Origin of the sequence: Draconibacterium mangrovi, assembly GCF_010586825.1 — a bacterium.
Taxonomy (GTDB): Bacteria; Bacteroidota; Bacteroidia; order Bacteroidales; family Prolixibacteraceae; genus Draconibacterium; species Draconibacterium mangrovi.
The window spans coordinates 54563-67994 of sequence record NZ_JAAAGB010000012.1; the positions used below are offsets into that span (position 1 = coordinate 54563).

Sequence of the window (13432 nt, forward strand, 5' to 3'; positions counted from 1 at the left end):
AACATAATTTAAGAATCGGCTTCAACTCTTTTGGTTTGTTAACTATTGGGGCAAACAGGTTTAACTTCTTTTAGCTGTATTAGGGCAATAATTCAATCATCTTTGCTCAAAATCTTAAATTATAAACTATGAAAATAAAGTTTCTCTTAACTGCTGTGGTAATTCTTTGTGTTGCCACGCTTACAAACGCACAAAATCCTCTGAAAATCGGTCATGTAAATATCCAGGAGCTGGTGCAAAAACACCCAATGCTTGATAGTCTTCAAACGGTTATAGAAAAGGAATCAAAAGACATGCAGGAGATTTACGAGGAAATGATTGCAGAGCATGAGGCTGCAATAGAAAAGTTTGAAGCCGAAAGCGCTACCTATTCTGATTTTGTAAAACAAACGCGGCAAAACGAAATTTTGGAGCAATCGCAAAAAATACAGACCTACAACCAAACCGCACAGCAACAGTTGCAAAACCGCAACATGGAGCTTATTCAGCCTATTTACAAACAAATTAACCAGGAAATCAGCAACATTGCCGGGGCACAAAACTTTACCTATGTACTCGATGTTAGTGCCGGAAACGTGGCTTATATCTCGCCCGAAAGCGAGGATTTAACACCTTTGGTTTTGAAGGCGATAAGAGGAGAGTAAAGTATCAGATTTTTGCACAAAAATACTTTTGGAAAGTATGTGTGAAGGATGAAGTGCTGCAAATGTTAAAAACCTCAATTGCTTAGCGAAATAAAATGCTCTTTATTAACTTGCTATAACAAAATTAAAGTTATGAAGACAATCGTTATTTTGATGTTCTTTTGTTGTTTGGGTTTTTCTTCATTCAGTCAAAATGAGTACGCCATAAAACCGCTTCCGCGTATTGAATTTGATGATTTTCAGAAACAGCAGCAACCTGATTATTTAACAATTTCACCCCAATTAAAATTGGAGGACAAATTACCTCAATCGTTGTTTGATGATAACACAGAAAACCCGATCGATAATTCCTATTTGAAATCAAAAACAGACCTATTTATGGCTTTGGGTGATAATATGCCGGTTGTAAAACCTTCGGGAAATTACTGGAATATGCCGGTTGCGGTGCCTGATTCCAGCAAGGTATATTTTATACAAGAAAAACGTATTGAAGGTGATCCCCGAAAATAGTGATGCCCTCACTCTTAGTGAGAGCATCATCATGTTTCATTATTTTTCTCAATGTGCTTTGCGAAACCTTCGCGTCTTTGCGTGAACTTCGTTTTAGATGGAATTCTCCTTAATAAAATCAATGAGTTCTTGCTGGTAAGCAAAAGCCATTCCTACAACTGTATCGGCAGCACCGTAATAAACGGCAATTTTTTCACCGTCGCTAAGTGCGGCGCAAGGGAACACAACATTCGGAACATCGCCGGCCAGTTCGTAAGGCGCTGCAGGAGCCAGCAAATAAGGCTGTGTGCGGTACAGCACTTTTGATGGATCTTCCAGATCGAGAATGGCAGCTCCCATTGAGTAACGAAATCCGTTACAGGTGTTGATTACACCATGGTAGAATTCCAGCCAGCCTTCTTCCGTTTTAATCGGAACCGATCCGGCGCCAATTTTTGTACACTGCCAGGCACTCAGCTCAAACGGAGTAACTTTCATTACACATCGGTGTTCGCCCCAGTATTTCATATCCGGGCTATAGCTAATGTAGATATCACCAAAAGGTGTATGACCATTATCGCTTGGGCGACTTAACATGGCATACTTTCCATTAATTTTTTCAGGGAAAAGCACACCATTCCGGTTAAAAGGTAAAAAGGCGTTTTCGCACTGGTGAAAGGTTTTGAAATCAAAAGTATAGGCAATTCCGATTGTTGGTCCGTGGTAGCCGTTGCACCAGGTTACCCAGTAGCGGTCTTCAATCCAGGTAACACGTGGATCGTACTTGTAATCCGATTCGATCATATCCGTGTTTCCGGCAACCATTTCAATGGGTTCATGATTGATGTCCCAATTGATTCCGTCCTTACTAAAACCGGCAAAAATGTTCATCTGAACAGCTTTGTTGTCGCAGCGAAAAACGCCGGCAAAACCATCTTCAAAAGGAACAACAGCACTGTTGAAAATACTGTTTGATGTTGGAATTGCATACCGGCCAATTACCGGATTTTGCGAATAACGCCACATTACGTCGGTGCAACCTTGCGGGCGTTCTTCAAAAGGGATGTTTACTTTTTTAGTCATTTTTATCTGTTTCTATTGTTTCTTCATCAACATTATCGGGGTGTCCGAAAGGAACGAATCGTGCAGCAATAAATATGGGGATTGTAGCCACCAAAACCCAGGCAAAAAATAATTTGTAGCCCAGCCAGTCGCTAAAATAACCACTCAACATCGATGGCACCATAAAACCAAGATTCATAATTCCGGTGGCAAAAGCGTAATGTGCCATTTTGTATTTTCCGGGGGCTACCTGTTGCATCATAAAAAGCATCAGTCCCACAAAACCAAAACCATAGCCAAAATACTCAAAAACCACTGCAGCACCTACCAGGTAAAGGCTCGATGGCTGGTAATGGGCCAGCAAAGCATACACCAAAAAGGGAATATTAAAAGTGCTGACCAATATAAGCAAAGCCCTTTTCAGGCCGCGGCGTGCAATAAAATAACCGGCCAGTAACGATCCGGCAACAAATGCTCCGGTTCCAAAAGTGCCGTATACAACGCCAATTTCGGTAGTAGATAATCCCAATCCGCCATCGGCAACGGCAGCTTTAAAAAACAGTGGCGCAATTTTTATGGCAAACCCTTCGGCAAAACGGTACAACACTATAAAAGCAATGTACCAGTAAATATGTTTTTTCTGAAAAAATGTTCTGAGTACATCCAAAAGTGTGTCAAATCCTTCTTTCAGGCTTTGTACTTCTGATGTTGATGCTTCTCCTCCCGGCAACATGCGCGAGTGATAAAGACCTACCAATGCCATTACACCTCCAATTCCAAGCATCACGGCTACCCAGGCATTTACCACACCCATTTGTTTTTCAAGAATTCCGGCAATGGTGACAAACCCTCCATAGGCCAAAAACTTCCCCACATTGTACGACGCTCCCTGCCAGCCAATGTATCGTGCCTGATCTTTTGATGAAAGTACACTGAGGTAAACACCGTCGGTGGCAATATCGTTGGTGGCGCCGCTAAAACCAATAACGCCAAGCAGTGCAATGGTATAGGCAAAAAAGTTGGGTAGCGGAAGTGCAAAGGCAATCAGAGCAAAAGTTATTGCAGTAATAAACTGACTGGTAACAACAAAAAACTTCTTCGATTTAAACATTTCCAAAACCGGGCTCCATAGTGGTTTTAAGGTCCACGGAAGCATAATCAGCGAGGTCCAGAAGGCGATCTTGGAATCCGAGATCCCCATATTTTTATACATGATAGCCGTTGACTGCGCTAGCACCATAAAGGGTAACCCCATAGCAAAATATGCCGTTGGAACCCACATTGCCGGACTGGCAACTTTGTTTGTTGCTTTTATCATTGATGGTTTTAGTCGTTAAAGATTAAAGCCGGAAAAATAGTGTTTTTATTTTTTGCAAACTTGTTAAACACAGTTTAAAAGTTCGCGCGAACAATTCTAATTCAAGTATTGATGGGCAGCTTTGGCGCGACTTATAATAAAAAAGGCCTCCGTCAACGAACAGAAGCCTAAAAACTGAAAAATTGTATTAAGTAGAATTATTTATAAAATGGTAGTACGAGATAGGTGTATAAAATGCAGCCTAAACAAATGCCAATGGCAAACTCAAGCGATGCAAAAAATACCAGCATGCCGGCTATAACAATGGCGGCCGTGTTTAGTTGCGCCAAGAACAAACCGACAATTATTAGCGACATTACAAAACCCAATCGGGCAGCAAAAATCTTTGGTGCTTTTGCTATTGGCTTCTCTTTTAAATTCAATGCATTCGACAAACAATAGCTAACATAGCTAATCGGGCTGAGCTTTACCTGCGTAAAAGCACGCATAAAAAAGTCGGCCATCAGCACAATCAAAAAGATTGACGAATCCATTACAAAAGCTGTTACTATCAGTAAAATACCAATCAGTGCGTTTATGCGGGTAATTTTTTCATCCACCACATCTTTCGATATGGGGCAAACCAATTGTCTCATAGCTGTCGTGTTAATAATTGATACAAATAAAATACAAAAAGCTCTTTTAATTGCAAAAAGGATGATTTACGCTTTAATTCCTTACAAATAATTAACAAAGTCTGTCATTCGTCATCATATAAAAGTTGAGTGTGGCTATATTTAGCTTTTCAAAAAAAATAAGCTTGTCACCCCTGTTTTTTGGGGATATAGATCATAAAAAACTGTAACAAAAGCAGTCCGGGGCTGATTTTTGTATTGCCATTGACCGACTGCGTAAAAATTTTTTGAACGAATGAAGATTAGAAAAAACCTGAGTTTAAGTGTTGTCTGTTTGATGCTTATTCAGTTGTGTGCTCTTAATAGTAGTGCACAACAAAACGAGCCGGCAAAACCTGTTTTTAAAGATGGGGAGGCACAAATTGTAAAAGCGTTTGAAGATCCGGCCTACTGGATTCGCGAAGATCTGTGGGTGGAAACCGAATTTGATTCGGATGGCGATGGCCTTTTAGACCGCATGCACGTTGATGTTACACGTCCACGGCAAACCGAAAGCGAAGGATTAAAACTACCGGTAGTTTATAACTCGAGCCCGTATTTCGCAGGTACGGCTGGTAATAATCCCGAATTTTTCTGGGATGTTCATCAGGAGCTTGGCGAGCAACCCAAACAACATGTACACCCGCCCGAAATTCAGCGTCGTGGAGAACGACCGATTATTTCAAAAGCTGAGATAAATACCTGGGTTCCCCGTGGTTTTGTTGTTGTGCATTCATCGTCTCCGGGAACCGGATTGTCTGACGGTTCTCCAACGGTTGGTGGCGACAATGAATCGCTGGCTCCAAAAGCGGTAATCGATTGGCTTTGCAGACGGGCAAAAGGTTACAAAACTCGTCGTGGAAATGAAGAAGTTGAGGCTTACTGGTGCACCGGCAAAGTGGGAATGACAGGAACTTCGTACGAAGGGACTTTGCCTTTAGCGGCTGCAACAACCGGTGTTGAAGGACTGGAAGCTATTATTCCGATTGCACCAAATACTTCGTATTATCATTATTACCGCTCAAATGGTTTGGTTCGCTCTCCCGGTGGTTATCTTGGCGAGGACGTGGATGTGCTTTTTGATTTTATCCACAGCGGCGACCTCGATAAAAGAGCCTATGCACGTGAACACGTTCGCGATACTGAAATGAAAAATGGTCAGGATAGGATTACCGGCGACTACAATGATTTTTGGGCTGGCCGCGATTACCTGAATGATATGGGGCCGATGCATGCAGCAATGCTGATGTCGCACGGTTTTAACGATTGGAATGTGGTGCCTGAGCATAGTTTGCGCATTTACGAAGCTTCCAAAGCAAAAGGGATTCCCTGCCAGATTTATTACCACCAGGATGGTCACGGTGGACCGCCACCTCTTAGTATGATGAACCGCTGGTTTACACGCTTTTTATTTGGAATTGAAAATGGTGTGGATAATGATCCAAAAGCCTGGATTGTGCGCGAAGACGCTGATCACGATCATCCAACTTCTTACGCCGATTATCCAAATCCGGATGCAAAAACGGTAACTTTCTTCCTAACGTCGGGAGCACCGGAGAAAGGTGCCCTTGTTATAGATAAACCAACGAAACACGCAGAAGAAACATTGGTCGACAACTATTCATTTTCGAGCGAAGCGTTGGCACAGGCCGAAATTACCGAGCACCGATTAATATATGTTAGTCCGGTATTGAAAGAAGACATTCATATCTCGGGGAAACCAAAAATTACGATAAAAGCGGCCAGTAGCAAACCGGCAGTTAACCTTTCGGTTTACCTGGTTTCGTTGCCCTGGAATAATTCACAGTGGCGCAAACCAAAAATTACCGATAATCTTATTACCCGCGGCTGGGCCGATCTTCAGAATTATAAATCATTACGCGAAAGTGAACCGCTAAAACCGGGTAGGTTTTACGAAATGACTTTCGAGCTCCAGCCCGATGACCAGGTGATTAAAGCTGGACAACAAATCGGGCTAATGATCTTTTCTAGCGACCGCGATTTTACACTTCGGCCAAAACCCGGAACAGAATTAACGGTTGATTTGAACGGAACAAGCATTGAAATTCCGGTAGTTGGAGGAACAGAAGCTTACAATAAAGCCATTCAATAAAACGAGTTTCAAAATATTAGTTGAATGAAACAGCGATTATTTATAGCAGTGGTGATGCTTGTTTTTGTATTGAATGTAGCTGCACAAAAAACAAATTTTACACGCCAGGATTCGTTACGTGGCAGCATAACACCCGAAAGAGTTTGGTGGGATCTTACTTATTATCATCTGGATGTGAAGGTCGATCCTACTGACAGTACAATTTCCGGCAGCAACCTGATTCAATACAAGGTTTTAGAATCGAATCAGGTGATGCAGATCGATCTGCAGCCACCAATGAAGATCTCGCGAATTACACAAAATGGCAGGGCGCTCGATTATACACGAGATGGAAATGCCTGGTTTGTAAGATTGGAAAAACAACAAAATCCGAATGAAGTTAACGAGCTGCTGGTTGAATATTCCGGGAAGCCTAAGATAAGTAAAAGACCTCCGTGGGATGGCGGAATTAGCTGGAAGAAAGATGAAAATGGCAACGATTTTATTGTAAATACGAACCAGGGCGATGGTGGAAGTTTGTGGTGGCCATGTAAAGATCATCCTTACGATGAACCTGACAGTATGCTGATAAGCGTCACGTTTCCCGATCATTTAATGGATGTATCGAACGGCCGTTTACGCGGTGTGGAACAAAACGCCGACGGCACAAAAACGGCTCACTGGTTTGTAAACAACCCGATAAACAACTACGGTGTAAACATTAACATTGGAAATTATGCCCATTGGCACGAAGTTTTTAAAGGCGAAAAGGGCGATTTGGATTGCGATTACTGGGTGTTGAAACAAAACCTGGAACAGGCAAAAGAGCATTTTAAACAGGCGCCAATGATGCTGGAAGCCTTTGAGCACTGGTTTGGGCCGTATCCGTTTTATGAAGATGGTTATAAATTGGTGGAAGTGCCATATCCGGGTATGGAGCACCAAAGTTCGGTGACTTACGGAAATGGTTATCGTAATGGCTTTGGCAACCGCGATATCAGTTATTCGGGCTGGGGTTTTAAATTCGATTTTATTATTATTCACGAGTCGGGACACGAGTGGTTTGCCAATAACATTACCAACTGGGATGAGGCTGATATGTGGATACACGAAAGTTTTACCAATTACTCAGAAAATCTGTTTGTGGAATACCACTGGGGCAAAAATGCCGGCTCGGAATATATCCGGGGTAGCCGACTGGGAATTCTAAACGACCGACCCATTGTTGGGGTTTATGGCGTAAATTACCCGGGATCGGGCGATATGTACCCCAAAGGAGCCAATATGTTGCATACGCTGCGACAAGTTGTGAACGACGATGAAAAATGGCGCAGTATACTACGCGGTTTAAATGAAGAGTTCTATCATCAAACGGTAAAAGCAGAGCAAATTGAAGGCTATTTAATGCAGCACACCGGGTTGGAATTGCAAGGCTTTTTTAACCAGTATTTGCGCGATACCCGAATCCCAACTTTTGAATACGCGATGATTGATGGTGAATTACAGTATAGGTGGACAAATTGTGTCGACAATTTTAAATTGCCACTGAAAGTATACATTAACGGAGAGCCTCATTGGTTAAATCCTTCCAGGCGCTGGCAATATTTCGACTCTGATGAGAAAGTAAAAAAAGTAGAAATAGATAAAGATTTTTATGTAGCCGGTTTTCAGGTGGTAAATCTATAAAAAGCAAAAGAGCCTTACATTGATCTTTTCAGACAAGTAAGGCTCTTTTTATATTCGAATTGGTTAGGAGACTGGAACTGATATTGTTCCGTCCATAAAAATTTCCAGTAAATCGCCCGATTCATTAAAAACAGCAATTCGTTGTTTTTCAATCCACATCGCGCATAGTGGTCCGCAATAATCCATCCAGTATAAATCAAGTTTTACCACATAAACGGATTCAAAACTTTGAGGATCTAACGTTTCTCCCATTGAATTTTTATCCGGAGATGTGTATGCATCGTGAAAGCTAACATTGGCTGAATAGGTCAACTCGGCTGTAATAAAGAAAACATCCTCTTTGTTAGCGTTGAAATCGTCAATTAATGTCGTGTAATAATCAATGGCTTCTGTGGTTATGCAATAAGGAATCAACACACCATCAAAATGGTTGTAATACCAATAATCTGTCTCCGGCACTTCCATTCCCGACCATTCGGTGGCAGCAACAACATTTTCGCGCGGAGGATAGTACGATTCAGCTTTTGTGATCAGCTCGGCTTCAAAAGTGTTATCCGAATTTCGTTCAATTAACTTGGTATAACTGCGTTCCGGCATTTCCAGTTCATCATCTGAACCGTTACTACACGAAACAAAAGCCACCATTAACAAACATAACAGGAAAAAGTAGTTAGCTCTCATTCTCTTTGTTTAGTAATCAGATGGGCAATGCTAACCAAAGGTTGCGTGGTTTATTAATTTTATTGTTGCAACACCTGTCTCATTCAAAAAATACCATAAGTATCGCACAAAATACTTTTCCTCTACTCATTGTGAAAGCAATGCGAACATTTGTCATAGTGTGAATTTGAGAATTTATTACATTCACATGCTCATAAAAAAATTGCTTAAATGTTTCAGAAAGAGATTTACATCGAACGAAGAAAAGTTCTAAAGGAGAAAGTTGGGGAAGGATTGATTTTGTTGTTTGGAAACGACGAATCATCGATGAATTATGCTGATAATACCTATCATTTCAGGCAAGACAGCACCTTTTTGTATTATTTTGGAATTCAGCATCCGGGTTTGGCTGCGGTAATCGATATCGATAACGACAGGGAGATTATTTTCGGAAATGATTACACCATTGATGATATTGTTTGGATGGGGCCACAGCCTTCCATTGCTGATCGTGTCGCCCAATGTGGTGTGTCAACGGTTTTTCCCATGAAAGAATTGGCATCGGTGGTGGAGAAAAGCAAGAAGATTCATTTTCTGCCGCTTTACCGCCCCGAGAATAAAATAAAGTTGCTCGAGCTGATTGATGTGGCGCCAAAAGATGTAGCCAACACGTACTCGTTGGAGTTGGTAAAAGCCGTTGTTAGCCAGCGTGAGATAAAATCACAAGAAGAGATCGAACAGCTGCATCAGGCGGTTAACGTATCGGTTGATATGCACATTGCAGCCATGAAGTTTGCTCGTCCGGGAATGACGGAAGCACAGGTAGCTGCCGAAATCCATAAAGTTGCACTGGCAGCCGGTGGAAACATTGCGTTCCCGATAATTGCCACTAAAAAAGGGCAAACCTTGCACAATCATTTTCATGGTAACACCATAAATGAAGGTGACTTGTTTTTAGTTGATGCCGGTTACGAAAACGAATTGTGCTATTCGGGCGATTTGTCAAGTACTTTTCCGGTGAGCAAAAAATTTACACCCGAGCAAAAAGATATCTACGAAATTTCACTGGCCGGACACGAAGCTGCCATCAGCGCACTTGAGTTGAACAAACCCTATAAAAAAGCGCATATTGCAGCCGCTACAACCATCTTCGACGGGCTAAAATCAATGGGCTTTACAAAAGGAAATGTCATGGATGCTTTTGAGGCCGGTGCACACGCTTTGTTTTTCCCCTGCGGAACCGGGCACATGATGGGAATGGATGTACATGATATGGAAGATCTTGGTGAAGTTTGGGTAGGTTACGACGGCCAGCCAAAAAGTACACAGTTTGGGTTGAAATCGCTTCGCTTGGCAAAACCGCTGAAAGCCGGACATGTGTTTACCATCGAACCCGGAATTTACTTTATTCCGGAGTTAATCGATCTGTGGCGCGGGCAGTGCAAATTCAACGATTTTATCAACTGGGAAAAAGTTGACAGCTACCGAAATTTTGGAGGAATACGTAATGAAGAGGACTTTGTAATGACCGAAAGCGGTGTACAGCTACTCGGCAAACCAAAGCCAAAAACGCTTGAAGAGGTAGAAGCACTTCGATGATAAAATACTGATGCTTATGGGTTTCATGTTAAGTATAGAACGTATTGTATTGAAACCTGTAAGCATCAGCGATCTTAAATCAATAAAAACTTTACTTTTGCCTCAAATTAGCAACAATGAAGAAGGGAAGTATTCTTGCGGTTTTATTATTGAATTCGTTGTGGCTTTTTGCCCAAAACGAGGTAGGCCCCGAAGGGCATAAACTGCTATGGGTATTTCTTTTTCTGGCTGCTATTACCGTAGCTTTTATTGTGAGTAGCCGTTCTTTTGGCAAGAAATCGAAAAAGGAGCGCAGGCCATTTTTGCAACTTAAGCAGCTAAGTATCAAACTGGAGAAGGATGCAAATTTCTATCCCGATAATTTAATTCTTACCGTAAAGAACACCGGCTCAACAGCTATCGATTTGGATAAGCCGCTTTTGGTGTTCGATAACTTTTGGATCAAACGAAAGTTTAAACTCAAAGGAATGGATAATTACAGCTTTTATCCACTTTATCTTGAGGGCGGAAAATCGCATCAGTTAACTATTGATTTGAATCGGTTTTACTCGCACGATAAATCATTAAAGAAATATCCAAAGACTAAGATCTATCTGAAAGATGTGAAAGGAAAGAGGTTGGGGAGCAAAGCGGTTTTTTTACGAAAAACATTAGTTAAATTTTAATGCGAAACTGGAAATTTAACCATATCGATTTTTCAACTTACCCCGGTTATTCGGGTAAGGATCTGGGAGTGTTTTGGTCGCCCGAAAAGACGACGATAAAAATCTGGGCACCAACAGCTCAAATGGTGGAATTGCGCCTCTACAAAGATGGCGTGCGCGGTGAAGCCTACTATAAAACTAACCTGCAGAAGAAAGAGAACGGCACCTGGGGAACAATTCTTACCGGCGATTATGAAGGTAAATTCTATACTTTCAGAGTAAACGATGGCGAATGGCTGGATGAGGTTGCCGGAATTTATGCCCGTTGTGTTGGGGCCAACGGCTTGCGCGGAATGATTTATAATCCGAACACCACAAATCCTGAAGAGTGGGTTTATGATAATGGACCGCGCTACAGCAGTTTTACCGATGCCGTGATTTACGAAACGCATGTGCGGGATTTCTCCATTGCCGAAAATTCAGGCATTGAAAACAAAGGGAAATTTCTGGGATTTACTGAAGAAGGAACACGTTCGCCGGAAGGTGTAAAAACCGGTATCGATCATTTAAAGGAGCTGGGAGTTACGCATGTGCATTTGTTACCGGTGAACGATTATGTAACGGTTGACGAAGAAAAACCACTTGAAAAATATAACTGGGGTTACGATCCCATGCACTATAATGCGCTGGAAGGTTCGTATGCAACTGATCCTTACGATGGGCGCAAACGTATTGTAGAATTTAAAGAGTTGGTAAAAGCCCTGCATGCCAATGGAATTGGCGTGATTCTGGATGTGGTTTTTAACCATACTTACTACGCTAAAGAGTCGGTTTTTAACCAAATTGTTCCGGGGTATTTTTACCGCCAGAAAGAGGATGGTTCGTTCTCAAATGCGTCGGGGTGTGGCAATGAGCTGGCTTCGGAGCGCGAAATGGTGCGTAAATACATTATTGATTCGCTCAAATATTGGGTAGAGGAATTTCATGTTGATGGTTTTCGTTTCGATTTGATGGGAATTCACGATTTGAAAACCATGCAGGAAATCCGAAAGTCGCTGGATAAGATTGACCGCGGCTTGTTTCTTTATGGCGAAGGCTGGGCGGCCGATCAAAGTCCTATGCCCGAATCGAAACGGGCAGTGAAGAAGAACACTTCGGCAATGAGAAGAATTGCCAGCTTTAACGACGATTTTCGTGATGCCCTAAAAGGAAACCACGGCGATAAAAAGTCGAAAGGATTTGTTAGCGGGCTTAACCTGCGCGAGGAGGCTATTAAGTTTGGAATTACTGCGGCAGTTTATCATCCGCAGGTAAATTACGGATACATCGACACGGTAGAGACTGCGTGGGCTGCCGAACCCGATCAGTGTATCAACTACGTGTCGTGCCACGATAATTACACGCTTTGGGACAAGCTGAAACAGTGCTTACCAAAAGCAAGTGATGAGGAATTACGCAAACGGGTAAAACTTGCCGGAGCGCTGGTGTTAACCTCGCAAGGTGTGCCGCTTTTGCATGCCGGTGTTGATTTTTGCCGTACAAAAGGTGGTAACGGAAACTCCTATAAATCGTCCGATTCGGTGAACCAGATCGACTGGAGCCGTAAAAATGAGTACATCGATGTTTTTGAATATTTCCGGAAACTGATTCAGCTACGGAAGGATCATCCGGCATTTCGGATGTCCTCTGCCGAAGCAATCAGAAAAGATCTGAATTTTTGCGCCGAGTATAAAATCGGGGTTGTTTCCTATTGCCTGGATGGAAAACAGGCCGGCGACAACTGGTCAAAAATATTCCTCATTTTTAACGGTAACGAGGACGAAGTTGAATTCCCCTTACCCGAAGGCCGGTACAAAGTTGTAGCCGATGCCAACAGCATAAACGAGGAGGGGATAGAACTTGTTGATGACACTGTTGTGGTAGAACCTGTTTCGCTAAAAATACTTGTTCACGCCGAAAACGGGTGAATGTTTCGCGAGAGGTAATCCGAAAAACCAAGTAATGAATACGCTGTTTTGCGTAATTTTTCTTTTCTGAATTCAGTACTGTAAATCCGTTGGGTAGTATTGGCTTCCATATCGCGCACAAAAGGATCAAATGTTGCCTGGTTCAAAATCAAGTGATCTACATTGTCAAAATCGGCAGGCTGAGAATCGAATAATGCTCCTTCTGCTATGATCTTCTTTCCGGCACTTTTGCATTTTTCAATCAGTTTTATCGTTGAAGTTCGTTGTCTTGGGTCGGCTTTTATAATGACATAATCGGCCCACGCCAAATCCTTGGTGTTTAACTTCTGCTGGTTCAGATCGCGCAATTTCCTTTCCCAGGTAATTGGCAATTGAATAGAAATTTCAATCAGCTCCAGCGGATCTTCTGTTGTCTTGCTAAAAAGCTTCTGAAAGAAGGCCTCGAATCCCTTTGAATTGTTCTCTTTTTCCGGATAAATCAGTAATATTTTCATATGATTAAAATCGTTTATTTAAAAGGTATCATATGTAACTCGCCTCTTAATCATCATCTTTAGGGGATGTGATTAATCACGCTCGTTTCATGACAATAAATTTTACATTGTTTTCATTTTTCAA

12 protein-coding genes are annotated in these 13432 nt (G+C 42.1%); 7 read left to right on the forward strand and 5 right to left on the reverse strand.

The features are described 5' to 3' along the window. Window positions 1–128: 128 nt before the first annotated feature. On the forward strand, window positions 129–644 hold the full coding sequence (locus tag G4420_RS20760; protein ID WP_163325866.1) for an OmpH family outer membrane protein: 516 nt from the start codon (window positions 129–131) through the stop codon (window positions 642–644). 132 nt (window positions 645–776) lie between these two features. Then, window positions 777–1154, forward strand: a complete 378-nt coding sequence (locus tag G4420_RS20765; RefSeq protein WP_163325867.1) for a hypothetical protein — start codon at window positions 777–779, stop codon at window positions 1152–1154. 93 nt (window positions 1155–1247) lie between these two features. On the opposite strand, the gene G4420_RS20770 is transcribed toward G4420_RS20765, so the two are convergent. From G4420_RS20770 to G4420_RS20780, 3 genes are all read right to left on the reverse strand, one after another. Continuing rightward, window positions 1248–2216, reverse strand: a complete 969-nt coding sequence (locus G4420_RS20770; protein ID WP_163325868.1) for a glycoside hydrolase family 130 protein — start codon at window positions 2214–2216, stop codon at window positions 1248–1250. After that, window positions 2209–3513, reverse strand: coding sequence for an MFS transporter (locus G4420_RS20775; RefSeq protein ID WP_163325869.1), 1305 nt, complete (start codon window positions 3511–3513; stop codon window positions 2209–2211). The genes G4420_RS20770 and G4420_RS20775 overlap by 8 nt, the downstream gene beginning before the upstream one ends. A gap of 197 nt (window positions 3514–3710) precedes the next feature. Next, on the reverse strand, window positions 3711–4148 hold the full coding sequence (locus G4420_RS20780; RefSeq protein WP_163325870.1) for a DUF4395 domain-containing protein: 438 nt from the start codon (window positions 4146–4148) through the stop codon (window positions 3711–3713). 274 nt (window positions 4149–4422) lie between these two features. On the opposite strand from G4420_RS20780, the gene G4420_RS20785 reads away from it, so the two are divergent. After that, the gene (locus G4420_RS20785; RefSeq protein WP_163325871.1) at window positions 4423–6279 is read left to right on the forward strand and encodes a Xaa-Pro dipeptidyl-peptidase; all 1857 of its coding nucleotides are present in this window, start codon (window positions 4423–4425) and stop codon (window positions 6277–6279) included. Between the two features lie 24 nt (window positions 6280–6303). Next, window positions 6304–7944: a M1 family metallopeptidase gene (locus tag G4420_RS20790; RefSeq protein WP_163325872.1), complete on the forward strand. Its 1641-nt coding sequence runs from the start codon at window positions 6304–6306 to the stop codon at window positions 7942–7944. Window positions 7945–8007: 63 nt separating this feature from the next. On the opposite strand, the gene G4420_RS20795 is transcribed toward G4420_RS20790, so the two are convergent. Further along, complete coding sequence (locus tag G4420_RS20795) at window positions 8008–8625, reverse strand: hypothetical protein (RefSeq protein WP_163325873.1); 618 nt, start codon at window positions 8623–8625, stop codon at window positions 8008–8010. Window positions 8626–8835: 210 nt separating this feature from the next. Here G4420_RS20795 and G4420_RS20800 point away from each other — a divergent pair, with 210 nt between their 5' ends. The 3 genes from G4420_RS20800 (at window position 8836) to pulA (ending at window position 12814) form a co-directional block, all read left to right on the forward strand. After that, a complete protein-coding gene (locus tag G4420_RS20800) occupies window positions 8836–10203 on the forward strand; it encodes an aminopeptidase P family protein (protein WP_163325874.1) in 1368 nt (455 codons plus the stop codon). Between the two features lie 116 nt (window positions 10204–10319). Continuing rightward, on the forward strand, window positions 10320–10868 hold the full coding sequence (locus tag G4420_RS20805; RefSeq protein ID WP_163325875.1) for a hypothetical protein: 549 nt from the start codon (window positions 10320–10322) through the stop codon (window positions 10866–10868). Further along, a complete protein-coding gene (gene pulA / locus G4420_RS20810; protein WP_163325876.1) occupies window positions 10868–12814 on the forward strand; it encodes a type I pullulanase in 1947 nt (648 codons plus the stop codon). The genes G4420_RS20805 and pulA overlap by 1 nt, the downstream gene beginning before the upstream one ends. On the opposite strand, the gene G4420_RS20815 is transcribed toward pulA, so the two are convergent. Then, on the reverse strand, window positions 12796–13308 hold the full coding sequence (locus G4420_RS20815) for a hypothetical protein (RefSeq protein ID WP_163325877.1): 513 nt from the start codon (window positions 13306–13308) through the stop codon (window positions 12796–12798). The genes pulA and G4420_RS20815 overlap by 19 nt on opposite strands. Between the last annotated feature and the right edge of the window lie 124 nt (window positions 13309–13432).